We start from the raw sequence: 23,487 nt of genomic DNA, 5'->3' as shown, positions 1-23,487 counted from the left end.
GATTTCTTACAGACTTCCTTAATTATATTAATTAGGGTTTGTCCTGTCAAGACTTTCATTTATAAAAAGTTTGAAATTCAATTGCCATCAGCGACGGCTTTTATAATTTAACACAGTACCAACTTTAGAGTCAACCCTTTCTGTGAAGATAGATTTTTCCAGCGCATTTTCCACAAACAAGCCTTGTTGTATCCACTTTTCTTTTTCTTTTATACTCTTGGTGACAGTTTCTGCACCGATATATTAAGAATGCTTTCTGAACTTTTGTTTCATTATTTAATGGTTGACAAAATCTCGGAGCTCCTACCTTTTTTAACAAGAATTTAAAATCTTGATCACCATGTTTATATCCTTTACCTTCTATATGAAGATGATAATGACACAGTTCATGCTTGATGATTCCAATCACCTCATCCAAACCATACTCTTGAAAGTACTTAGGATTTATATCAATATTATGACTATGCAACATGTATCTTCCACCTGTCGTTCTAAGACGATTATTAAAATAAGCCCTATGGTTAAACTTCTTACCAAAGTAAGTTAACGATATTTCTTCAACTAATTTTTGTAACATTTGATCATTCATTAAAAATCCCCTCATTTCATGTAACACTACACTAGTTTCCTGCATACATTATAAACACCCATACTCCATTATAATAGCTAAGGAGGTATGAGCAATGCCGTCATGGTTACAAAATCAAATGCAACGAGCCTTTTTAGAAAAAAATCGTTATCAAATAAAATTACTTAATCAATGCTGGTTTTTTTATAGACAAAAACACTGCTCTTGAAGCAGTGTTTCTTTTACAATCTTAATGATCTACCATTGTAAGTGCTACTCGACCCTTTTTGAAATCCACATCATCTACCCATACGGTCACAACATCTCCTACCGAAACAATATCTAAAGGATGCTTTACAAACGACTTGCTTAACTTTGATATATGTACAAGGCCATCTTGTTTGACCCCAATATCTACAAATGCACCAAAATCGACAACATTTCTTACTGTTCCTTGTAGCTCCATTCCTTGTTGTAAATCCTCTAATTTTAGAACATCTTTTTTTAATAACGGCTTAGAAATTTCATCACGAGGATCTCTTTCCGGACGGATAAGGGCATCACAAATATCCTTTAACGTTAACTCTCCTACTCCAAGAACTTCAGCAACTTCCTTTAAATTTAAGCCTTTAATTTTTTCCTTTAGCTCATCAGTTCCTAAATCAGATAATGATGCATTTACTTGCTTAAGGAGCTTTTCTACTTCTGCATAACGTTCAGGATGAATGCTTGTTCGATCTAACGGATGATCACCATCAATTACCCGTAAGAAACCTATACACTGTTCATAAGTCTTGGCGCCTAATCTCGGAATATCCTTTAATTGTTTTCGGTTAGAAAATCTTCCTAATTCCTCTCTTTTCTTTACAACATTGTTTGCAACAGTCTTACTTAAACCAGCTACATACTGCAGAAGAGAAGGAGAAGCAGTATTCACATTAACACCTACCTGGTTAACAACTGTTTCAACCACAAATGTAAGTGAATCATTTAATTTCTTTTGTGAAACATCATGCTGATACTGACCTACACCAACTGACTTTGGATCAATTTTCACTAATTCTGCTAATGGATCTTGTAACCTTCTCGCTATGGAAACAGCACTTCTTTCCTCTACCTGCAAATCCGGAAACTCTTCTCTAGCAAGATCTGACGCAGAGTAAACACTGGCACCCGCTTCGTTTACAATTAAATAGGAAGTATCACCGTTCACTTCCTTTAACGTGTCTGCGATAAATTGCTCTGTTTCTCTTGATGCTGTACCATTTCCAATCGCCACCACTTCAATGTTAAATTTCTTTAATACATCAATAACTTTCTCTTTTGCCTGTTCTTTTTTATTAACGGGTGGATGTGGGTAAACAACACCAATATAAAGCATTTTTCCAGTCTCATCTACAACTGCTAACTTACATCCAGTTCGATAGGCCGGATCTACTCCAAGAACCATTCTACCTTTTAAAGGAGGCTGTAAAAGTAGATTTCTTAAGTTTTCTGAGAAAATATGAATAGCACGATCCTCAGCTTTCTCAGACAACTCCTTTCTAATTTCTCTCTCTACGGAAGGCTGAATGAGCCTTTTATAAGCATCTTCAATTGCACCTGCAATTATTTCATTTACAATAGTTGATTTTCTTTTAAGTTCTTCCTTCTTAAGGTATTCGACAATTTGTTCTGCAGGCGGCTGGATAGAAACCCTGATAACCTCTTCCTTTTCCCCGCGGTTTAACGCAAGTATTCGATGTGGGACAATTTTATGAATAGGTTCTTCATACTCGTAGTACATTTCATATACATTTTTTTCATCTTTTTCGACACCCTTTGCAGAAGAAGAGATCTGCCCTTTTCGAAAAGTTATATCCCGAATCCATTGACGATACTTAGGATGGTCAGATATTTGCTCTGCAATAATATCTTGCGCTCCCTGAATTGCCTCTTCAACAGAGGTTACTCCTTTTTCTTCATTAACGAATTCCAGCGCTTTTTGTTCTAAGTTCCCTTGAGCTGGAAGAGAAAGAATCCATTCAGCGAACGGCTCTAAGCCTTTTTCCTTCGCAACAGTTGCCTTAGTTCTTCTCTTTTGTTTATAAGGTCTATATAGATCTTCAACCTGTTGAAGTTTCATTGATGAATTAATCTCAGCCGCAAGTTGTTCCGTTAGCTTCCCTTGTTCTTCAATTAAACGCAATACTTCTTCTTTACGGCTTTCTAAATTTTGAGTATATGTCCATTTTTCTGATATATCCCGAATCTGCACCTCATCTAATGCACCTGTTTGCTCTTTACGGTACCTCGCGATGAATGGTACTGTATTTCCTTCTTCTAAAAGTGTAATAACATTAGCAACCTGTTTTAAACTAATATTAAGCTCTTTACTAATGTATTTCATAATTCTCTCTTGTTTTTCTATCATCTATAATCCTCCAAACGAGACATTCGTATTGTTAAAAATATGAAATGCATGTAATTCATTTTATCAAATATTTTGCGGCTATTAAAATATGTTACCTAATTCATCAATTGTTTTAACCATAAATTAATCTCACTTTAAATATTTTATTGTTTTTATTAGTTCTTTCCACAGAATGCTGTCGGTTGATTTGAGCGGAAGGTGCGAGACCCCTGTTAGAAATGCCTTGATCAGCCTAGGGCAAATACGCGACGTCAATCTCCACGACTGCACTTGCACATCCTGTGCTTCGGAGCTAGACAGGAAGCTCACCGCCCGCCCCGCTTAAGATGAGCATCCTGGAGCTCAAATCCCTCCTTCTCAACCCCTATTACAAAAACAAAATTTGCTAAAATAGCCCAATAAAAATAGCCGACCAGCTAAAGAAGTTAAAATAGCTGACCGACTATGTATGTTAGATCATCATTTCTGTTTTTGGTATAAACGTCAAGTTGTCGTGATAGATCTTCAACAGAATCTCCTCTATTCAACAATGCCTTTACCCCTGGAAATACTAAGCCATCCGTATGAATAATAAACTTTGAACCTGTTTCATAGGAATAAGTTTGTGTTCGATATTTTTGTGGTTTTCCTGATAAATAGCCTAGTATTGGAAGGGGATAAATATATGTCCCTGAAGGTATATAAAGCATAAATCGAATATTTCCGACCGAGCTATAAGTAAAGCTCTTAGTATGAAAATCCACCTTTAAGATTGAAACTGTTGCTCCGCGCTTATCTTTAAGTTCATTGTTACACAATTGCATTAGAACTTCGACGTCTTCATTATATTGTTTTTCAACTAATGAACTGATTGCAGCAGATGATTCATTCGCTCGTTCACCACTTCCGAGACCATCAGCTAAAGCACAAATCATAAAGTTATCTGTTGTTTTTATATAAAAGCTATCACCACAACATGATTTACCTTCCTTAGGTAGTTGAAAAGCTAGTGTATGAACATGTTGATTAGACTCTTTAACAATCATCTATTTAGCTCCGGCGGCATGTCTTTTGACAATGCTTCTCTCAGTTTTTGGATCGCTCTTCTTTGCAGCCTTGACACATGCATTTGTGAGATTCCTAGTTGCTCACCAGTTTCTTTTTGACTTTTATTTAAAATAAATGTACATTCGATAATTTCTTTTTCTCTCTCGGATAAAACATGCAATACACTTTGTAACATAAGCTTTTGATTTACCTTCTCATACCCCTGATCTTGAGAGCCAACAATATCAAGTATTGTGACCGTACTTCCATCAGAATCTGCTTCAATTGAATGATCAACAGATAAGGCATGATAGCTTTTTCCCATTTCCATTGTTTCCAGAACTTCCTCTTCCGTCACGTCTAAGTATTCAGCAATTTCTTGTACTTTAGGTGAACGTTGATTGTCATTCGTTAATTTTTCTACTGCCGCTTTGATTTTTGGCCCCAATTCTTTAATTCTTCTTGGAACATGTACACTCCATGTTTTATCCCTTAAAAACCTCTTAATTTCACCTATAATTGTTGGGATTGCGAACGCCTCAAACGGCTTTCCAACAGTTGGATCATACCTTCTAATGGCGCCTAATAGACCTATCATTCCGACCTGCCTTAGATCATCATGGAAACTTTTCCCTTTTGAATATTTTTTCGCTAAAGTCTCAACTAAGCCTGTATAGTGTTCAACGAGTGCTAATTGAGCCCTTTCACATTCATTTCGCTGGAACTCAAGAATAAACTCGATTACCTCTTCATTAGTTAGTTTCATACTTTGAGATGGTTGTGCCATGATCAATTCGCTCCCCGCTTAAATACTTGATCATAAAGACCGTTACTCCAGAGTTAACAAGTACACGGACTTCATCCATGAGCGTTTCCATCAAATAGAGACCTAAACCTCCTTCTGGAAGCTGATCAACAGGGCTTGCAGCGGAATAAGGACCTAATTCGTTTTTCGTTTTTTCAAAGTCAAAGCTTTTTCCATTATCGGCAATCATCACTTCAAGGCGATCGTCATAAAGCCCAAAGCCGACAACAACTTCGCCTTCTTCATTTTTTTTATAAGCATGTTGTACAGCATTCGTACACGCTTCACTTGTTGCAATCTTTAAATCTTCTATATCATCATATGAATATCCCATTCTACTAGCAATACCAGAGAGTGTTAAACGGATAATTCCTACGTACTCTGGTTTAGCCGGAACCTTCATCTCGATATAATCTACTAATTGCTTCATTGTACCCCACCCTCTGATTTTGAAGATATATCAATGATGTCACTTAGTCCTGTTATAGTAAATAAGCGCTCCAAACGATCCGACAATTCAACTAAATTCAGCTGTCCATTATTTTTCCTCACACTTTTTAACAATCCTACAAATACACCGAGTCCCGTACTATCCATATAGGATACGTCTTTTAAATTAATCGTTATGTTTGGTTTTGAGTCTTCCGCTAGCGGTGAAATTGCTTCTCGCAACTTAGGTGCTGTATAAGCATCAATTTCTCCGGCCACGGAAACGATCGTCTGATCACCTATATTATTTATATCAACATTTATATTCATCCGTTATCACCTCGAAAAGAACTTTTATATTTTTACTTACCCTATAAAAAGTTTCATTAAACCATTCTTTTCATTATTATTAAAGTGAAATCATCTCTTAACTGAAAGTCCTGCATTTTTTCAAAATGCCTATAAATTTTATCCACTATTTCCTGACAAGATAAATTTTTATATCGGCTAATTAAATTTGTAATGGCAGTCCTTTCAACAAAGCCTTCATCTGTTCGTGATTCTGTTACACCATCTGATAATAAGACAATCATATCACCCGGCTCTACATTTTTCCGGTATTGTTGATATTTATAATTCTGATCAATGCCTAATACAAGTCCTTTGGTATCTAAATCTTCAAACGTTTGTGAAGAGGCTTTAAAATAAAATCCCGGCTCGTGTCCGGCTGAAGCATATGTAAAAATATGATCTTTAATATTATACATTCCATAAAACATCGTAATAAACATACTTGGATCTACATTACGTTCAACGACTCTATTTAGGTTTTCCAAGATTTGATTTGGGTTTTTACGTGATTCCGGGAAGCTATCCATTGCATATTTAATCATCGACATACACAATGCCGCAGGAATACCTTTCCCTATTACATCTGCAACCGCAATGCTTATTCCCTGATCATCGTGAACAAAATGATGATAATCACCATTCATTTGCTTAGCTGGAACACTGATGGCCCCAATGTCTAACGAATCAACACAAGGAATGGATGTCTCTAATAGTGTTTGCTGAACATTTGCAGCAATTTGTATTTCAGACCGAATTTCAAGTTGTTGATCTCGTAAACTTTGATGCTCCTGATAAGCAAGGCCATAGCCCATCATAACCTCAAGTAAGAAGTCAAATGATGATAAAACATTCTTTGGTATATCTGGGTAAAGTTCTTGTAATACTTTACGATGAGTACTAATAATCTCTTCAGGAGGTATTTGATGTTCTATCGTTTTCCTACTGAATTTCTGCCCTTGGTAAAGTGCAGTTTCTGTTTGTTCATTTAAGTAATTTCTAAGTAGTTCCCGATATTTTGGTTCTAGCACATCGCGATAATCCATTTACACCCTCCTACCGAAGCCATTTCACCGCCTGAATATTAGTTCCTTTACCTACCGAGGAAGAAATATCAAATTCGTCCATTAAACGCTTTACTCCCGGTAAACCAGCTCCTAACCCGCCTGAGGTTGAGAAGCCATCTTCCATTACTTTACGAATATCAGGAATTCCCGGTCCATTATCAATGGCTATTATTTTCAAACCTTTTTTACTAAGATCTTGAATGCGTTCAATTCGCATTTCTCCTTGTCCTGCATATAGATATATATTTCGAGCTAATTCGGAAATAGCAGTTGTAATTCGCGCTTGATCAACTGTACCGAATCCGAGCTCTTTTGCAACATTCCGACCGAGTTGGCGGGCCGCTACAATGTCCCATTCGGTGACAATTTTGACACAGGATTGGTTTTCCATGCTTTACTCCCCCAACTCCTGCTGTAATGTTTCAAGACCTTTTTCTAAGTCTAAAGCTGTTTGCACATCCTCAAGCTGGATGCCTAGCTCGATTAACGTAATGGCTACAGCTGGCTGTATCCCAGTTAAAACAACCTTTGCACCCATTAATTTCGACATACTTATCACATCGCCTAAAACTTTCGCAATAAAGGAATCAATGACATCTACAGAAGTAAGGTCAATGACTACTCCATTAGCACCTGTTTCATGGATTTTATGAAGTAAATCTTCTTGGAATTGAAGTGCGGTTTGATCATCTAACTCCCATTGGATCGAAATAAGCAAACAATTATACAATTTTAAAATCGGTATTCTAGGATTCATTTGGCTATTCCCCCAAGGATACAATTTGACGATTTGTCATTTCCAGGGCAGATTCTATCCCTTTTTGCAAACTATTCTTTGTGATTACTTGACTCAGGTCAATTCCTAAATTCACGATTGTTTGAGCTATTTCAGGCCTAATACCAACTAATAAGCACTTTGCCCCAACGAGTCTTACGGCTTCAGAAGCTTGGATAATATGGTGGGCAACCATTGTGTCAACGACAGGAACACCTGTAATATCTATTAATACAACCTCAGCTCTATGCTTGACCACACCCTGAAGCAGGTTTTCCATAATTCGCTTTGCTCTCTCCGTATCAATAGTACCTACTAGAGGCATCACTGTAATATTATCAAACACCGGAATCAAAGGTGCAGATAATTCTTGTAGGGCAATCTTTTGAAGAGAAACAGTACGCTCCCATGATGATGCATATTGGTGCAGAACTTCACTACTAATTGGAGTGATCCATTTATCAAATGCCCAAACCAAGTTCATCTTTTCTTCTTCCGTATTTTCTGTTGTCATCATCACAAACAAGATCTTATTCATATCAGATAAGCTAGTTGAAATGAAACGTAGTGACCATCCTAACTGAACAATCTTTTGTGAAAAATCCCCAATCTTTTCAATAATACCTTCATCATCTGGATTTATAAAAGAGTGTGATAGTATATTAATATATTCATTACATATAGTTGTATATGTGTGATCTGAAATGACAGATGATAGTTTTTGATCATCATTATCTTTCATTTTTTGTTCCCATTTTTCTATAAGTTCTTCTCTATTTTCTTGAATAAACGTCAAGAATGGATTAGAAGTTTGACTCATGTTTCTGATATTCCCCCTTAGATATAAAACCATCTTTGTTAATTATACAGTCATTAGTGGTCAAAAAAAAGAAATACGCAGAATACACTTTATTAACAAACCGCATATATCTTTATGTTCATCCACTATTCCATACATATTGTCCTATTTCGTTGTTAGAACAAAATTCAGATAGATGCAAGCGTTTGCGGTAACTTATCGCACATTTACTAATTGCTGAGCTTGACAGTCTAAAATCAAAATCGTTTTAAATCACCCTACTTGCACATCCTGTACTTCGGGGCTAGGCGCTGAAGCTGGATGTCGCGCGCTTGACACTGTACGAGAATTTTATCATTTTCTGGACGATAACAAAAAAGGATGCTTAAACCAGCATCCTTTTAAGGCTCTATCTTCTATTTATAACACATTAAAAATCGATAAGTCCTAAGCTTATTTGTAAAGCCTCATCAACTTTATCCATCATTTCATCATCGAGATGGGTAATTTTGTCAGTCAGTCTTTGTTTATCAATCGTTCGAATCTGTTCAAGAAGGATAACCGAATCCCTTTCAAACCCGTAACGCTTCGCATCAATCTCAACATGAGTTGGCAATTTTGCTTTTTGAATTTGGGCCGTAATTGCCGCTATAATGACTGTAGGACTAAAGCGGTTCCCAATATCATTTTGAATAATCAATACAGGACGCACGCCACCTTGTTCAGAGCCTACAACAGGGGAAAGATCGGCAAAATAAACGTCGCCACGTTTAACAATCAAATGATTAACCCCCGCTTACTAAGCGTTCTACGGTATGGTCAGCCTCAGATTCTGCCAAAAATGCTTCAGATGCAATATTTAAATTAATCTTTGCCATTTCCATGTATCCACGTCTCATAGATTCACGAATCTGACGCTTTTTACGCTCTCTAATATACATTTTTGTCGCTTGATAAATAAGCTCGTTTCTGTTTCCGTTCTCTTGTTTCACCAGTCCATCTAATTCTGATACTAATGCTTGAGGTAACTGAATTAAAATTTCTGTTGTTGCGCTGGATTCAGACACAAACATACACCTCCACCAAACTTACCATCCTATTATATTCATTCCAAATTTAATAATAACATTTACTTCAGAAGATGCAAAGCATTTTCATAAAGAAAGCGGAAGCTTCAGTTCAGCAACATATGAACTGGAGCCCTCCGTATAAGATAAAGTGAGACTTATCCGGCTTCCTACGTGTAACGTGTAGTCAACTTATTGCCTCTTAAGGTCGTGAAAAGGAAACACAAAGAGCGCAAGCGTCTATGTTGACTTATCCGCAAGGAAGGATGAAATTCACTGGGCGCTGGCAGTCTAAATATGCAACGTCAATCTCCACCACTGCACTTGCACGTCCTGTGCTTCGCATCTAGACACCAAAACTGATTATTATTGATTAAATGTAATAAAAAGAACAAGTCCCTTGGTCACTTTCCCAGACAAAAAGGCACCATATAGGGCTATTAGATGCTTTACAAAAGTTATTGAACTAAATCATTATTGTAACATAATTACATTTGATCCTCTAATCGTGACGCAAACATCCATTCCTTTAAAGCTCATTCTCCAGCTTTTTTCTGTGGAAGTGTTTTGGTCTATACCCTTGGATTTATTTAAAAACTTAGACATGACTACCTTTAAACGTTTACCCTTCTCTATTATCGTCATGTATTTTTAATTTATTCATTTTCTTGGTGATATTTCAAAAGTAAGGGTTCCTTGGTCATATTAGTTAAAAGCGGGTTGCTCAGTTCCCAATTCCGTTTGTTTCTAATATATATACGGGGGACTCTAGTTGAGATCATACAAGTGATCTCATAGTTAATCGTCTCAAGACGATTTGCCACTTCATCTATTGAAATTTTTTGGCCTGCTTGTTCACCAATTAATGTGACATTCGTCCCTACTGGCAGTTCGTAAGGTAATCTTACCATACACTGGTCCATACAAATTCTTCCTACTAACGGCAATCGTTTACCATCAATTAATACGTCTGAGTCTTTTAATTTTCTTATCCATCCATCAGCATAACCAATTGGCAAAGTTCCAATCCATTCATCTTGTTTCGCTTCATAAGTTGCACCATAGCTAATCTTCGTTCCTTTAGGTACCTTCTTAACATGAACTAATTTTGTTTGTAAAGAAAAAGCTTCTTCTAACTCAAACGGAAGACTATTTTTCATTTCTATTGAAGGTGACAATCCATACATCGAAATCCCGAGTCTTACTGCATTATATATTTTGGAAGGAAATTTCAACCCTGTTGCACTATTTGCACAATGAACGAGCAAATCGTGATGAGGAATAAATGATAGCAGTTCCTGAAATCTTTCATATTGAGTTAAAAAATATGATGGTTCATCTTCATCCGCTGTTGCAAAATGGGTGTAAATCCCTGTAATTTGAAAGCATGGTGAGGAATCAACAATTGAAAATATTTCTTTTAACTCATTCTCTTCTCTTACACCTAAACGTCCCATTCCTGTATCAACCTTAATATGGAGTTGAATACCATGAGATACACAAGCTTTACTTGCTTCTTTAAGCCAGTCAACCGAAAAACAGGTAATGATAAGATTATACTTATCTGCAAGTTCAATATCAGTTGCACGTATAGCACCCAATACTAATATCGGGGCTTTAATCCCCTGTTGTCTTAAGGATATCGCTTCATCAATAAAAGCAACCGCAAGCATAGATGCACCAGCATGAAGCGCTGTTTCTGCTACCTGTTTTGCGCCATGCCCATAGCCATTTGCCTTGACAACGGCTATTAAACTCACTTGATCACCTATATGCTTTTTCATATTTTCTACATTATGCTCTATAGCATCTAAATTTACTTCAACCCAAGTATCACGATAAAAACCAACTTGCATAAATCCACTTCCTCATCTAATCTTCTATGATTGATTATCCCGATTATAAGACAGAAATGTCAAATCCAGATGAGAAAAAATTTGAGGAAATTGGGCAAATTAATGTCCGTAGTTAAGATTCGATAGTGTACATTCAAATGAAAAAATCGGGTGGATAATCCACCCGAATCATTTTACCCATTTCTTAACGGGCGGTAAGATCCCCCACCCAAGTTTTTGAGTTAACCAAGAGGGGAGGTGTGGGGGATAACTGCCCGTTAAGGTCCGATCGGTTCAACTAATCATCAGGTGGGATGAAGCCCCCACTGATGGAAGTATCACTTTATTTTGCTGTTTGACCTTGAACTGACTGAGCAACCATTAACATTTCTTCTTCTGTTAAATCTTCTGAAGCTAGCATATAATCTACTCCATCGTGAGACCATGTTAATGTTGTGTCTGTCATGGCGCCAATAGTAAATCCTAAATCTGCAGGGTACCCATCAACGAAGGTTGATGCTGAAGCAGATGCAGGTGTGGCAACAGCTGCTGTTTCCTGTATTAATGTGAATGATTTTTCTCCACCAAAGCTTAGGATCACACGTTTTCCATTCTCTGTTTTGACTTCAGTTTCCTCCAGAAGCTTAACACCATTTGGTTGCTCTAAAGGATATTTCACAGCAAATGGTTCGCGGTCTCCTGTTGCCATCGTAGGAACTTCAATCTGAGCACTAGACATATTTTTCTCGACATCAAATGAATTATCATCAAACGATGCATTAAATTCAAAGTTAGTAAATTCAACAACAACTAGCGGGTTTCTTTCTGTATCCATGACTTTCACCATTTTTGGAGCTAAATCTTTTTTATTGAATGTAATTTCTTGTGCAGGCAGCATTTTATTATTTTGATAATTTGTTTTTGTTTCAAACACATATTTGTCTTCAGCTGTACTAAATTTTGCTTCTGTATCTTTTACGATATCATTAACTAATGATTCAAAAAGATACGCTTGACTGCTGTTTTGAGGCCAATCACTTTGGAAACGGAAGCTCTTATTTAGTGCCGGAGTTAAAACAAATACCCCTTCATCATTTCGTAAAATCATTTGACTCTGGTCTTTTTGTGAATTTTTAAGGTTTACACGATAGTATGTTGGACCTTTGTGCCAAATTTCAATTTCATACTCCTGAGGCTCACTTCCTGTTTGAAGCGTCATCTTCCCCTTTGCTTTGTATCCTGACATTTCCTCAATCTTTTTTTCTAACGCTTGGACGACATCAGCCTGTGACTTCTCCCCACATCCCGCTAGAACTAGTACTGTTAAAAGCCCTACTAAAAATAACATCAAGCTTTTTTTCAACTTTTTCAACCCCTTTGCCTCATATAACGTTAAACAGGAAGAATGTTTCACTAGACCTCATCTCATGGAAAATCAGGCTTATTTCTGTCATTTCCAATTGCAACACTAGATGATTTCTAAAAAAACAACTTGTCTTCCCTATCGCATTACCCAATATATGAGACAAACTTTCCGAATATGCAGACTAGCCATGAAAAAGAAGAAAACCATTTGAACGGAATAAGTTTCGATATTTATAGAGGCACTGGTCGTCAAAATCTACAAAAAAGAGGATAAAGGTATTTCTCCCTTACCTTTCCTGTAAAATAACCTGGGCTGCTGCATATTGGCGTGTATGTGTAATCGAGACAAAAATGCTCGTGCTGCTGGGTGTTTCTTTTAGAATTTTGATATAGGGTTTTCCTTTTTCATCATTGTTAACCTCAATATCCTGAAATCCAATTTCCTCTCCTATCCCTGTTCCTAATGCTTTCGAATAGGCCTCCTTGACAGCAAAACGTCCTGCTAAAAACTCAACCTTTCTTTCTTTTGAAAGATTGGCAAATTTCTCAATCTCATTTATCGTTAATATCCGTTTGATAAATCCTGGTTGACGTTCAACAATTCTCCTTATGCGATCAAGCTCAATAATATCCAAGCCAATTCCTTTTATCATATGTAATACAACACCTTCCAAGCCTTTTAATAGTACTATTTACCATAACTCGTACATATTCGTGTTAGTATAAAGTGAGACTTCCATCATCGGGGGGTTCTTCATCCTCCACTGATGGTTAACGAAACTTATCACGCTAAAAACGCCACGTCCTTTGGCTTAGCCTAACTAGGACATCCTGTCCTTCGTCGGATCTTTACGGGCAGTTATCTCACTTATCTTCTTTGTTTCTCTCGAATCTTGAAGTAGGAATCTTACTGCCCGTTAAGAATGGGACAAAACTAACAGTTATTTAATATTTTGCCTTTACACGAAAGGCGCTGTTTTTTTGCCTGTTGATGTCCATCTTATCAACAGTTAATCTTTACCAAAGCATAACAAAAAAATAAAATGCTGTAAGGAGGACACGATGTTTACTAGAACAGAAAATTTCCGTACATTTCTTCAATTATATCCTGTTGTATCGATTCTTGTTGGTATTCACGTCTTATTTTGGTTGCTATTTCAAATACCTATCCCCCAACTTAAAATCCTATTAGGATTATTAGATGGTTATAACGCCGGGCTTGCAAACGGAGAGTATTGGAGGCTTATTACGCCAATCTTCCTTCATATTGGCTTTGGTCACCTTTTTTTCAATTCGATCTCCCTCATTTTATTTGCTCCAGCATTAGAGAGAATGTTAGGAAAAATGAAATTTATTTTGGCTTATTTTGGATCCGGGATGATAGCCAATATTGCAACATATATTATCGAACCGCTTCAATACTCTCATATAGGTGCTTCAGGTGCCATTTTCGGCTTATTTGGAATATACCTATTCATAGTTTTGTTCAGAAAAGGACTCATTGATCAAGCAAATACACAAATTATCATTAGTATCCTAGTCATTGGTCTTATCATGACCTTTTTTAATTCAAATATAAATGTTGTTGCACATCTATTTGGAATGATTGGAGGGTTTTTACTTGCTCCACTTTTCATCAAAAAAAGAGCACAATTCTCACATCAAACCTTTTACACACCTAGCTACAACCGTTCCAAATTCACCTTTAGGCTTCGTCTCCAAAATATCATCTGGATTATTTTTATTATCCTCATTTTATTAGGTCTTATTTTTAGGCTTTCCTAGAAAACAGACACAGCCATCAGCTGTGTCTGTTGTTTTTTTCATATGAATACCAGTTTATAATCCTCTCAACATCCTGTTGTTCAAGATCCTTCACAGTAAAATTTCGTCCTAGCAGTCCTGATTTTATTGTACACTCAAAGGTTTGCAACGAGACTCTTTTTTGAAAATACGTCGTTTTGCTTTTAATGGATTGCAGTCGGTTTCGATTTACGAGGACATGCGTTTTGGAGATAACACGAAACGCTACATTTAATTGACTCCCATCATATTTCCATCCAGCATCCTTATATGTAGCATAGCCCCACCAAGCAGCAATAGGTAATAGAATGACCGATAAATACCCCCAAGGTTGAAGAAAATAGGCTGCTGGTATAATAACAATAAGAGCAGGAATAACCTTTCGAATCACGTAGCGGAGCATGGATCTTTTAGGTAATCGATATAAGTCATTATTTTGTTTAAAATCTGGTAGAAACTCTGATAAAAGCTGATCTACATTTTTCTTTGGTACAACTGGAAATAAAATTGTAGAAAGACCCTCATCCCCAGAATTTCCTCCTGCACTTTCAATATAGATCGTTGTGTACCCCAGGAGCTGCCTTAGAGGATTTTGAACAATTTGTATTGCTTGGATCCGCTTTGCTGGAATCGTGATTTGTCGTTTCTCAAAAATCCCTCTGGAAATTTGGATTTCATCCTCACCTTTTACTACAGTAAAGTATGCATATTTTAATAACACACCAATGATACTAAGTATCCATGCAATAAAGAAGGCAATAAAAATTAAGATTGCATATAAAGTAATGCTTGCGTTTGTAAGAAATTCAAAGCGGTCAATGATTTTTTCATATGGAATAAATTCATCGAATTGAGAAACAAAGGCCGCTACTGCAGATATAATAACTCCGATTCCACTTGAAGTGCTAGCTGCTACTAACAGATCCTTTATTGTCATTTTATAATTAGGCAGATCAAGAATGACTTCCTCTTGTTCACTCCCTGCAATAGAGGACTTTGATAGCTGCTTGTATTTAGAAATTTCTTCTTGAATTCGATCTGCTTCTTGTTTCTTAATGGCCGTTAAACTTCCCTCAGCCTCTATCCCGCTGCCTGCCGTTTCAATTTGGACCTTTACAAGGCCAAAAATTTGCTGGATGATGCCTGCGGTTATATTTATTGTTTGAATACGCTCTATCGGAATATATCTTTTTTTCTTGACGAAAACACCATGTTCAATTCTCAATTCACCGTCCACAATAATATAGGTGAATTTCCACCATTCTAATATGCTAATGACCATCACTAACAGGATAAGAAGGCTTCCTCCAACAATTAAATATAAGTTAAAGGACTCATTACTACTGACAAAAAAGAAAATGATCGCAGGTACAATATACGATTTTATCATTCTAACAAAGTTTAATATCATCCCCACAGGATGAATTCGTTTCGGTTCAAACATCATCATCCGTCACCCTTGCCAACCTTGAGATATGATCTCTTAGCTGATCTGCCTCTTCAAGATCTAATGCCGGTATTTCATGCTTAGTTGCGGCTGTTGAGATTTCAATGGAAGCTAATTTATACTTTCTAAGAAGCGGTCCTTGATGAGTATCAACATGCTGGACCCTTACCATTGGTATTAATACTCTTTTAATAACAAAAAGGCCAAATTGCAATTCAATTTCATGCTCATGGACTTCATATCTCCAAACTCGATGCCTAATTTTAGGCACCAAAAATACACTGATGATTGAGTAGATAACCCAAATTCCTGCAGCTCCAACGATATACCAATAGGAAAGCTCAAGGAAATAGGCACCAATCCCTAAACCAATTACAATTAATAACCCTACCCCCGTACCAATTAAAGCACTAATCCTCCAGACAGTAAGTGCTTTTAAACTAATCTGATTTTGCGGTTGCTTTCTCAACCTACTCTCCCCTTCAACAATGTTCATTTACGATCCATTAGAAAAGCGCAAGCTCCTTGATCCCTCAGGCAAATAAGACACAAGTGAATAGAAGTTTGTCTTCCATTCATTTGTGGCTAGAACCTAGGGGCAGTTAAATACACGACGTCCTGTCGCATCGGTGCTAGGCGCTGTAGCTCGACACAAAAACTATGTACAAATTTCATGCCTTCTCACCTATTAAAATAAGAAAATAATCCCATTTTATTATAGCACAATGGACTTGTAAGCTTGAGAAGAGATTTCAATGTATTTTGAAAGAAGCCTGATCAATCCATTCAATGCTCTTTTCCAACTGTAAGTCCTTTACTAACTGAAATAAAGCATTATCTTTTTGCTTGGCTTCAATCATACAATCAATTTGAGGAACACTTCCCTTTACAGTATGTAAAAATTCTAAGAACATGTTTGGGTCAATAAAGTCAGCATGTGCTCGAAAATCTTTTTCACTCTTCGGACTTGAAATATGCATTTTAACCGGTAATGGCGAAGCCTCCCAAGAACCAATGGCTCTTTCCCATTGCTGCTCCCAATTGGGATCATTGTGAAAAGCCAAATGATGATGATAGTCGAACACTTGAGGCACTCCAAGCTTTTCAGACAAATAAAGAGCATCTTGTAAATGAAATGTAGTGTCATCATTTTCAAAAAGGAGCATCTTTTGGATTGAAACAGGAATAAGTCCCCAATTATGAATAAACTGTTCTAAGGCCTTTAACTTATCATCGTAACCACCGCCGATATGAATGACACATCTATGTTCAGGGGTCACTCCCATGCCTTTCAGGAGCAATTCATGCATATGTAATGTTTTGACTGACATCTTCATAATGTCTGGCTGAGTTGAATTCAAAACAACAAAATGATCTGGATGAAACCCAATACGCATAGGATGACGAATGATAAATTCCCCTAACTCTTTTAAAGGTTCAATAAGACTCTGCATATATCTCCAATCACGAAGCTCTTCATGATTTGCTAGAGGTATGAGTTTTGAACTCAATCGAAAAAAATGAATGTCATGTGCAAGATTATGTTTTAATAATCGCAAGCAATTAAAAATATTAGATTTTGCGATTTTTTCAAGCTTAGCAATGGCTGCTCCTCGATCTTTGATTTTTTGAAATTGAGCATATGTCATCGTTTGAGAGGGAGAACAGTTTTGTAGATTCATGCTCATTGCTACATATCCTAATCGGATGATGGTCATTTGGCTTTCACCCCTTAATATTTCTATCAACAGTTTTCCCAACAACCTTATTTCATATCAATATGGGGGTTTCGTTATTTCAATGGGGTAAAGCATGCATGAGATTTTCACCTAAAAAAAGACCGAACCTTTTTTAAGATTCGATCTTTGACATATTATTTAGTGTTAGAGTAACGACGTTTGTTATTTCCTTGACCACTTTTACCTCGGTCACGATTTCCATAGGATGAACGACTTTTTTGTCCGTCTCTACGATTGAAATCACCTTTTCTTCTGTTGTTAGAAGAACGGCCTTTGTTTTTAGATTTTGAATACAGCGGCGCTTCTTCTGTTAATTTTACTTCTACAGAGTTAGGCTCTTTTGTCATATATTTGATGGCAGCAGCCACAACTACTTGTGCATCAAATTCTTCTAAAAGCTCTTCTGCTGTACGTTTGTAGAAGGATAGGTTTTCACTTTCAATAATTGAGCGGATCTTTTCAACTGACATCTGTTGTTGACTTTCAATCGCTTCATCAAGAGTTGGCGGCTTCATACGCTCCATTTTACGTTTTGTCGTACGTTCGATGTTTTTCACAATGTCTAACTCTCTTGGTGTTACAAACGTCATAGCCATACCTGTTTTACCGGCACGACCCGTACGGCCAATGCGGTGAACGTAACTTTCTGGATCTTGTGGTACATCAAAGTTATAAACATGTGTTACACCTGAAATATCAAGTCCACGTGCAGCAACATCTGTTGCAACCAATACTTCAATTGCACCTTCTTTAAATTTACGTAATGTAGACATACGTTTAGCTTGAGTTAAATCACCGTGAATTCCTTCTGCTGTATAACCTCTTAGTGTTAATGCTTCAGATAATTCATCAACGCGACGCTTCGTACGACCAAAAACAATCGCAAGCTCAGGAGACTGAATATCAAGTAATCTTGTTAAGATATCAAATTTCTTTCTTTCTTGTGCTTCTAAATAATATTGTGTAATATTCGGAACCGTCATTTCCTTCGCTTTTACTTTTACAAGCTCAGGCTCTGTCATAAACTTTTCTGCAATACGGCGAATTGGATCAGGCATCGTTGCTGAGAAAAGTAATGTTTGACGTTCTTTTGGTACATTTGAAAGGATTGCTTCAATATCCTCAATGAATCCCATGTTTAGCATTTCATCCGCTTCATCTAATACCAACGTATGAACGTTGTTTAATCGCACCGTTTTACGATTAATATGATCAAGTAAGCGACCTGGTGTACCAACAATAATATGTGGGTTTTTCTTAAGTGAGCGAATTTGTCTATTTATATCCTGACCACCATAAATAGACAGAACTCTAGAGCGTTTATGATAACCAATTTTATAAAGCTCTTCTGAAACTTGAATTGCTAATTCACGTGTAGGAGCAACAACAACAGCTTGTATATTGTTATTTTTCACATCAATTTTCTCAATAAGAGGGATACCAAATGCGGCTGTTTTTCCAGTACCAGTTTGCGCTTGCCCAATAACATCCTTTTTCTGCAAGGCTAGTGGAATCGTTTGGGCTTGAATTGGTGAAGGCTCTTCGAAACCCATTCTGCTAATAGATTCAATCAATGACGAACTTAAACCTAAATCTTGAAACGTTAATGTCAATGTATTCATACTCCTTCTATATCGTTTGCTGTAAATATTTACAGACCTTATAGGTAATCCAAAATCGTATTCATAATGAAACGATGTTTATATTCAATCCTAATAATCTCTAGTCATTTCCCAGAAACCTAAAAATAGATTATCAACTGTTGTGTCATCATGAAAAACAGTCAGATGTTTAGAAAACATGATGTTTTCCTTATACAACCACACACTAAATAAGGTTGTACGAATAAACCGTTCTGATTATTTGCCAACAAAAAATGCCCTTTATCATACAAGGGCAGCAGTTTACCTTATTTAAAGCCCGCAAACACTTTAAATGTAATCATACCACTACCAGTACTGTATTTCAACTTAATGTCAAAAGCAGTAAACAAAACCATTTGAGAAAAACGGATAAAAAGACCTAAATAGCAATTACATAAGTACCTTTTCCTCTGCATACAAAAATTCTTCAACATAGTTTTTCAAGTCTTCATAATCATCCCCGTGGCAAACATGGTGCTTTGAGCACGGTAATAAATGAAGCTTTTTTTGTTTTGAAGGAATAGTATTATATAGGTAATAAGCACTCTTTACCGGTACAATTCCATCACACTCACCTTGAATGATCAAAACTGGTATGTTTAAACGTTGAAGATAAGGCTTCACCTTTTTCACAAGTTTTTGAAATTCAAATGTCGAGCTTATTGGTGTTTGAATAAACTTCTTTTTATACCGGTTAAATAGCTCATTATCTTTAATATTCCCATTCATTAAATCTTTTATCATTTCTTTTGCATCAATCATTAATTGTTTCGGATTCACGTAATAGGCTGCTGCGCTGAGCAAAACTAACTTCTGAATATTATAATTAGCAGCTAAATATGAGGCGATAATACCCCCCATCGAAAATCCGATCACAAACACCTCATCCACCTCTTCCATCAAGGATAGAAGCTCTTGTTCAGCAAATTTGATCCATTCCATATAGGTATGCCCCTTTAATGAAAGTGTTACCCCATGCCCAGGCAGAGTTGGTACTTTGACAACCCAGCCTGTTTTTTGGCGAATGTAGCTTGCCAACGGCTCAACTTCATAAGGAGCACCAGTGAATCCATGAATAAAGAGACAGCCTTTCATTGAATGAAAAAACCTCCTTTAAACAAAAGCGCAAGCGCCTTGGTCAGACTCGGGCAATAAGACGCAAATGAATAGAAGACGTTCTTTGTCTTCAATTCATTTGTGGCTTATGATCTCAAGGGGCTAGGCGCTAAAGCTGGATGCCGAGCGCTTATCTAACAGTACAAGAATTTTATAAATTCCTAAACAAGAACCAAATAAGCAAGGTCTAAATTCATCTTAGTCTCTATAAGCAAAATTGTGTTTAAATAAATGCGTTTACTACCTCTTCAAGCTTCATTCCTCTTGATGCTTTCACAAGTACAACGTCATTCTTCTGAATCAGTGACTTTAGAGACGCGATCAATTCACTTTTGTCCTCAAAGTGATGAACAAAGTCTTGGGCATAGTTTTCCCTTGCTCCTAAAGCAATTTCTGCTCCTAAACGCCCATAGGTAAAAATATGCGAGATGTTAGGAGACTTGATCGCTCTTCCTACCTCGCGATGATATTCCTTTTCTTCCTCACCTAATTCCAGCATATCACCAAGAACAACAAACCTTTTTTCAAATCCTTTTAAGTTCTCAATTAAGTTAATCGCTGCCTTCATAGAGGTAGGACTAGCGTTATAGGCATCATTAATGATAGAAGCACCATTTTTTGCCTCGATTAATTCTAATCGCATGCCGGTTAACTTTATAGATGAGAAGCCTTCCTTAATCGCTTCCTTTTTCACTCCAAGATGAGTAGCAACAGCATATGCAGCTAAGGCATTCCATACGTTATGTTTTCCTAGAACCGGAATAAAGTATTCCTCATTTTCCACTTTAAAAGAAGTACCTGTTAGCTCTTGATTAATTTTTGTTGGGAAATAATCGTTGGTTGATTTTTCACCAAATGTAGCAGTGTTTAATGATAATGCAGGAACTCTTTCCTGTAATAAAGGCTCATCACCATGATAAATGAACAAGCCATCTTTTTTTAATCCTTTTGTAATTTCCAGCTTAGCCTCAGCAATTCCTTCCCGAGACCCCAAATCAAGTAAGTGTGATTCACCAATATTCGTAATAACCGCTACATCCGGGTTTGCAATATGGGATAGTAGTTCAATTTCTCCCTTTCCACTCATCCCCATTTCCAACACAGCAACTTCTGTATCCTCACTCATGCTTAATACTGTTAACGGCAATCCGATATGATTATTGAAATTCCCTTTTGTTTTATGTACTTTATACGTTGTTTCTAATAATGATGCAACCATATCCTTTGTCGTTGTTTTTCCATTACTACCTGTGATTCCAACGACTTTGACTTGCAACTGATGTATGTATGATTTAGCGAGTGCTTGTAATGCTTTTAGTGTATCTTCAACAAAAATAACAGGCACTCCTTTTGGAGGGTTTTTTTCTGATTTTTGCCAAATAACAGCTGCTGCTCCATCTTTTACCGCTTTTTCTCCAAACTCATGGCCATTATAAACATCTCCAACAAGTGGTATAAATAAACTATCCTTCCCAACCTGACGGGAATCTGTTGTTACTCCTGTTATGTGTAAGCTTTTATATGTTTCTTCTAATCCGAAACCATCTACCATTGTCTCGATATCTTGTAACGTTCTTCTAATCATATCCCCAACTCCTAATAAAGGATTTTTTACTTTTTTTCCAGGAAATTGTAAAATACTTGAACTGTGATTCATTACTTCGACAGCCAGCTCCGAAGCACAGGATGTGCAAGTGCAGTCTTGGAGATTGGCACGCGTTTTTTGACTTGCAATGCTGACCAAGGCGCTTGCGCTTTTGTTCTAATGGAAAAAGGAACTGATTGGTGCTTTATTCAGTCCCTCATCCTATATGATATAAACGCTATTTGGAAATTTAGAAAGAATGCTTAATTTGCTGCTTTTGCTCAAAGCGCTCTAATGCAAGGTCAACAAGCTTTTCAATAAGCTGTGGATATTCTAATCCTGTGTGCTTCCACATAAGCGGGAACATACTATATGGAGTAAATCCTGGCATTGTGTTTACTTCATTTATTAATGCTCTGCCATCTTCAGTTAAGAAAAAGTCTGCTCGAACTAGACCCGAACCATCAATTGCTTTAAAAGATCTAATCGCCATTTCTTTAATCATTTCATATTCTTCATCTGTAACATTTCCCGGAATGATTAAATCTGTATCTCCATCTTCATACTTTGCTTTGTAATCATAGAACTCTTTTTTCGGAGCAATTTCACCCACAACAGAACATGTCGGATGATCATTTCCGATTACAGCAATTTCAATTTCTCTGCCTACAATCGCTTCTTCGATAATCACCTTGCGATCATATTCGAACGCTTCTTTAATTGCCGCTTTTAATGATGCTCGATCCTTACATTTATTAATTCCAACACTTGAACCTAGATTAGCAGGCTTTACGAAGCATGGGTATCCTAATTCATTTTCGATTTCATCACAAGCAGATTCTGGTGAGTGCTCGTAGTCACTTTTAATAAAGGAAACATAGTTTGCTTGCGCTAAACCAGCTTGTGCAAAAAGATTCTTCATGACAACCTTATCCATACCTGCAGCAGATGCTAAAACACCATTTCCAACGTATGGAATGTTTAATAACTCAAGAAGTCCTTGAACCGTTCCATCCTCTCCGTTTGGACCATGCAGAAGTGGGAAAATGACGTCAATTTTCTCTTGCTCTTCTACTTTAGCAGGGAATAAATCTGAGTTAAGTGATACAGGTGAAATGAAGTCCCCATTTCCTTGCAGCTTCAACGAACTTACTTCTTTTACGGGTGCATTTAAAGCTTTACCTCTTACCCATTCTCCATCTTCTTTTATATATATTGGATGTATATCAAATTTACTCATATCTAACGCATTTATAACAGCTAAGGCCGTTTGCAAAGAAACATTATGCTCTGCAGACTTCCCGCCATAAATAAGACCTAACTTTATTTTCATGTAGATATCCTCCTCAGTTCTCTCATCATTCTTATTTTATCACTTTAAGGCAAAATTGTTATTAACGATTCCTTATTTATGTAATAAGTTTTTTATAAATTGCCACGAACACTTCTTTATATGATCCGTCCTTGACCATGTTTTTTAAAGGGTGCACACTTCAGAATAAGATAATTTGAGGAGTTCTTATTTTATCCCACCTCTTAACGGGCAATAAGGCTCCCACCTCAAGCTTCTGATTTTACAAAGAAGGTAGGTGATAACTTGCCCGCAGAGGTCCGATTGGTTCAACTAACCATCAGCAGGGGATGAGGAAAACTCGCA

General features: G+C 36.9%; 24 protein-coding genes. 2 read left to right on the top strand and 22 right to left on the bottom strand.

Annotation, left to right across the window (positions count from 1 at the left end; all coding sequences use genetic code 11):
• Positions 1-130: 130 nt before the first annotated feature.
• A complete protein-coding gene (locus AC4GZ8_RS23095) occupies positions 131-589 on the bottom strand; it encodes a SprT family protein (RefSeq protein ID WP_491084233.1) in 459 nt (152 codons plus the stop codon).
• A 94-nt stretch (positions 590-683) separates the two neighbouring features.
• On the opposite strand from AC4GZ8_RS23095, the gene cmpA reads away from it, so the two are divergent.
• Positions 684-797: a cortex morphogenetic protein CmpA gene (gene cmpA, locus AC4GZ8_RS23090; RefSeq protein ID WP_491084232.1), complete on the top strand. Its 114-nt coding sequence runs from the start codon at positions 684-686 to the stop codon at positions 795-797.
• A 21-nt stretch (positions 798-818) separates the two neighbouring features.
• Here cmpA and AC4GZ8_RS23085 read toward each other — a convergent pair whose 3' ends face one another.
• From AC4GZ8_RS23085 to acpS, 14 genes are all read right to left on the bottom strand, one after another.
• Complete coding sequence (locus AC4GZ8_RS23085) at positions 819-2,981, bottom strand: Tex family protein (protein ID WP_491084231.1); 2,163 nt, start codon at positions 2,979-2,981, stop codon at positions 819-821.
• 425 nt (positions 2,982-3,406) lie between these two features.
• On the bottom strand, positions 3,407-4,006 hold the full coding sequence (locus AC4GZ8_RS23080; RefSeq protein ID WP_491084230.1) for a PP2C family serine/threonine-protein phosphatase: 600 nt from the start codon (positions 4,004-4,006) through the stop codon (positions 3,407-3,409).
• Positions 4,003-4,794, bottom strand: coding sequence for an RNA polymerase sigma factor SigB (gene sigB / locus AC4GZ8_RS23075; RefSeq protein ID WP_491084229.1), 792 nt, complete (start codon positions 4,792-4,794; stop codon positions 4,003-4,005). The genes AC4GZ8_RS23080 and sigB overlap by 4 nt, the downstream gene beginning before the upstream one ends.
• Positions 4,760-5,242, bottom strand: coding sequence for an anti-sigma B factor RsbW (rsbW, locus tag AC4GZ8_RS23070; protein WP_491084228.1), 483 nt, complete (start codon positions 5,240-5,242; stop codon positions 4,760-4,762). The genes sigB and rsbW overlap by 35 nt, the downstream gene beginning before the upstream one ends.
• Entirely contained in the window at positions 5,239-5,571 is a 333-nt protein-coding gene (locus AC4GZ8_RS23065; RefSeq protein WP_491084227.1) for an anti-sigma factor antagonist, read from the bottom strand. The genes rsbW and AC4GZ8_RS23065 overlap by 4 nt, the downstream gene beginning before the upstream one ends.
• Before the next feature lie 56 nt (positions 5,572-5,627).
• Positions 5,628-6,635, bottom strand: coding sequence for a PP2C family protein-serine/threonine phosphatase (locus AC4GZ8_RS23060; RefSeq protein WP_491084226.1), 1,008 nt, complete (start codon positions 6,633-6,635; stop codon positions 5,628-5,630).
• 10 nt (positions 6,636-6,645) lie between these two features.
• On the bottom strand, positions 6,646-7,047 hold the full coding sequence (locus AC4GZ8_RS23055) for an anti-sigma regulatory factor (protein ID WP_491084225.1): 402 nt from the start codon (positions 7,045-7,047) through the stop codon (positions 6,646-6,648).
• Between the two features lie 3 nt (positions 7,048-7,050).
• Positions 7,051-7,413 (bottom strand): STAS domain-containing protein, encoded by a 363-nt coding sequence (locus AC4GZ8_RS23050; RefSeq protein WP_491084224.1) that lies wholly within the window; start codon positions 7,411-7,413, stop codon positions 7,051-7,053.
• Between the two features lie 4 nt (positions 7,414-7,417).
• Positions 7,418-8,251, bottom strand: a complete 834-nt coding sequence (locus AC4GZ8_RS23045; protein ID WP_491084223.1) for an STAS domain-containing protein — start codon at positions 8,249-8,251, stop codon at positions 7,418-7,420.
• Positions 8,252-8,660: 409 nt separating this feature from the next.
• Positions 8,661-9,011, bottom strand: coding sequence for a type II toxin-antitoxin system endoribonuclease NdoA (gene ndoA, locus AC4GZ8_RS23040; RefSeq protein ID WP_026562078.1), 351 nt, complete (start codon positions 9,009-9,011; stop codon positions 8,661-8,663).
• 4 nt (positions 9,012-9,015) lie between these two features.
• Entirely contained in the window at positions 9,016-9,297 is a 282-nt protein-coding gene (locus tag AC4GZ8_RS23035) for a CopG family ribbon-helix-helix protein (protein ID WP_026562079.1), read from the bottom strand.
• Positions 9,298-9,953: 656 nt separating this feature from the next.
• Positions 9,954-11,153, bottom strand: a complete 1,200-nt coding sequence (gene alr, locus AC4GZ8_RS23030; protein WP_491084222.1) for an alanine racemase — start codon at positions 11,151-11,153, stop codon at positions 9,954-9,956.
• 322 nt (positions 11,154-11,475) lie between these two features.
• Positions 11,476-12,495: a LolA family protein gene (locus AC4GZ8_RS23025; RefSeq protein ID WP_491084221.1), complete on the bottom strand. Its 1,020-nt coding sequence runs from the start codon at positions 12,493-12,495 to the stop codon at positions 11,476-11,478.
• 289 nt (positions 12,496-12,784) lie between these two features.
• Entirely contained in the window at positions 12,785-13,150 is a 366-nt protein-coding gene (acpS, locus tag AC4GZ8_RS23020; protein ID WP_491084220.1) for a holo-ACP synthase, read from the bottom strand.
• A gap of 409 nt (positions 13,151-13,559) precedes the next feature.
• Between acpS and AC4GZ8_RS23015 the strand changes: the two genes are divergently transcribed.
• Positions 13,560-14,282, top strand: a complete 723-nt coding sequence (locus AC4GZ8_RS23015) for a rhomboid family intramembrane serine protease (RefSeq protein ID WP_491084219.1) — start codon at positions 13,560-13,562, stop codon at positions 14,280-14,282.
• 16 nt (positions 14,283-14,298) lie between these two features.
• Here the strand turns inward: AC4GZ8_RS23015 and AC4GZ8_RS23010 are convergent, their stop codons facing one another.
• From AC4GZ8_RS23010 to AC4GZ8_RS22980, 7 genes are all read right to left on the bottom strand, one after another.
• Complete coding sequence (locus AC4GZ8_RS23010; RefSeq protein ID WP_491084218.1) at positions 14,299-15,747, bottom strand: PH domain-containing protein; 1,449 nt, start codon at positions 15,745-15,747, stop codon at positions 14,299-14,301.
• Positions 15,737-16,216 carry a PH domain-containing protein gene (locus AC4GZ8_RS23005; protein WP_491084217.1) on the bottom strand — a complete coding sequence of 160 codons (480 nt, stop codon included), beginning with the start codon at positions 16,214-16,216 and terminating at the stop codon, positions 15,737-15,739. Before AC4GZ8_RS23005 ends, AC4GZ8_RS23010 begins: the two co-directional genes overlap by 11 nt.
• Positions 16,217-16,499: 283 nt before the next feature.
• Positions 16,500-17,465 carry a UV DNA damage repair endonuclease UvsE gene (gene uvsE, locus AC4GZ8_RS23000; RefSeq protein WP_491084216.1) on the bottom strand — a complete coding sequence of 322 codons (966 nt, stop codon included), beginning with the start codon at positions 17,463-17,465 and terminating at the stop codon, positions 16,500-16,502.
• 155 nt (positions 17,466-17,620) lie between these two features.
• Positions 17,621-19,099, bottom strand: coding sequence for a degradosome RNA helicase CshA (cshA, locus tag AC4GZ8_RS22995; RefSeq protein WP_491084215.1), 1,479 nt, complete (start codon positions 19,097-19,099; stop codon positions 17,621-17,623).
• 420 nt (positions 19,100-19,519) lie between these two features.
• Positions 19,520-20,224, bottom strand: coding sequence for an alpha/beta hydrolase (locus AC4GZ8_RS22990; RefSeq protein WP_491084214.1), 705 nt, complete (start codon positions 20,222-20,224; stop codon positions 19,520-19,522).
• A 244-nt stretch (positions 20,225-20,468) separates the two neighbouring features.
• Entirely contained in the window at positions 20,469-21,830 is a 1,362-nt protein-coding gene (locus AC4GZ8_RS22985) for a UDP-N-acetylmuramoyl-tripeptide--D-alanyl-D-alanine ligase (protein ID WP_491084213.1), read from the bottom strand.
• Positions 21,831-22,080: 250 nt separating this feature from the next.
• Complete coding sequence (locus AC4GZ8_RS22980) at positions 22,081-23,163, bottom strand: D-alanine--D-alanine ligase (RefSeq protein WP_491084212.1); 1,083 nt, start codon at positions 23,161-23,163, stop codon at positions 22,081-22,083.
• Positions 23,164-23,487: the final 324 nt, after the last annotated feature.

This window comes from Metabacillus sp. RB-C-LZQ-3-1, from assembly GCF_058315175.1.
This window is presented reverse-complemented; position numbering and strand designations above follow the sequence as displayed.

Excerpts from the sequence above, each read along its gene's own strand:
- AC4GZ8_RS23095 (WP_491084233.1), bottom strand. The coding sequence starts at position 589 with ATGAATGATCAAATGTTACAAAAATTAGTTGAAGAAATATCGTTAACT.
- cmpA (WP_491084232.1), top strand. The coding sequence starts at position 684 with ATGCCGTCATGGTTACAAAATCAAATGCAACGAGCCTTTTTAGAAAAA.
- AC4GZ8_RS23085 (WP_491084231.1), bottom strand. The coding sequence starts at position 2,981 with ATGATAGAAAAACAAGAGAGAATTATGAAATACATTAGTAAAGAGCTT.
- AC4GZ8_RS23080 (WP_491084230.1), bottom strand. The coding sequence starts at position 4,006 with ATGATTGTTAAAGAGTCTAATCAACATGTTCATACACTAGCTTTTCAA.
- sigB (WP_491084229.1), bottom strand. The coding sequence starts at position 4,794 with ATGGCACAACCATCTCAAAGTATGAAACTAACTAATGAAGAGGTAATC.
- rsbW (WP_491084228.1), bottom strand. The coding sequence starts at position 5,242 with ATGAAGCAATTAGTAGATTATATCGAGATGAAGGTTCCGGCTAAACCA.
- AC4GZ8_RS23065 (WP_491084227.1), bottom strand. The coding sequence starts at position 5,571 with ATGAATATAAATGTTGATATAAATAATATAGGTGATCAGACGATCGTT.
- AC4GZ8_RS23060 (WP_491084226.1), bottom strand. The coding sequence starts at position 6,635 with ATGGATTATCGCGATGTGCTAGAACCAAAATATCGGGAACTACTTAGA.
- AC4GZ8_RS23055 (WP_491084225.1), bottom strand. The coding sequence starts at position 7,047 with ATGGAAAACCAATCCTGTGTCAAAATTGTCACCGAATGGGACATTGTA.
- AC4GZ8_RS23050 (WP_491084224.1), bottom strand. The coding sequence starts at position 7,413 with ATGAATCCTAGAATACCGATTTTAAAATTGTATAATTGTTTGCTTATT.
- AC4GZ8_RS23045 (WP_491084223.1), bottom strand. The coding sequence starts at position 8,251 with ATGAGTCAAACTTCTAATCCATTCTTGACGTTTATTCAAGAAAATAGA.
- alr (WP_491084222.1), bottom strand. The coding sequence starts at position 11,153 with ATGCAAGTTGGTTTTTATCGTGATACTTGGGTTGAAGTAAATTTAGAT.
- acpS (WP_491084220.1), bottom strand. The coding sequence starts at position 13,150 with ATGATAAAAGGAATTGGCTTGGATATTATTGAGCTTGATCGCATAAGG.
- AC4GZ8_RS23015 (WP_491084219.1), top strand. The coding sequence starts at position 13,560 with ATGTTTACTAGAACAGAAAATTTCCGTACATTTCTTCAATTATATCCT.
- AC4GZ8_RS23010 (WP_491084218.1), bottom strand. The coding sequence starts at position 15,747 with ATGATGTTTGAACCGAAACGAATTCATCCTGTGGGGATGATATTAAAC.
- uvsE (WP_491084216.1), bottom strand. The coding sequence starts at position 17,465 with ATGACCATCATCCGATTAGGATATGTAGCAATGAGCATGAATCTACAA.
- AC4GZ8_RS22990 (WP_491084214.1), bottom strand. The coding sequence starts at position 20,224 with ATGAAAGGCTGTCTCTTTATTCATGGATTCACTGGTGCTCCTTATGAA.
- AC4GZ8_RS22985 (WP_491084213.1), bottom strand. The coding sequence starts at position 21,830 with ATGATTAGAAGAACGTTACAAGATATCGAGACAATGGTAGATGGTTTC.
- AC4GZ8_RS22980 (WP_491084212.1), bottom strand. The coding sequence starts at position 23,163 with ATGAAAATAAAGTTAGGTCTTATTTATGGCGGGAAGTCTGCAGAGCAT.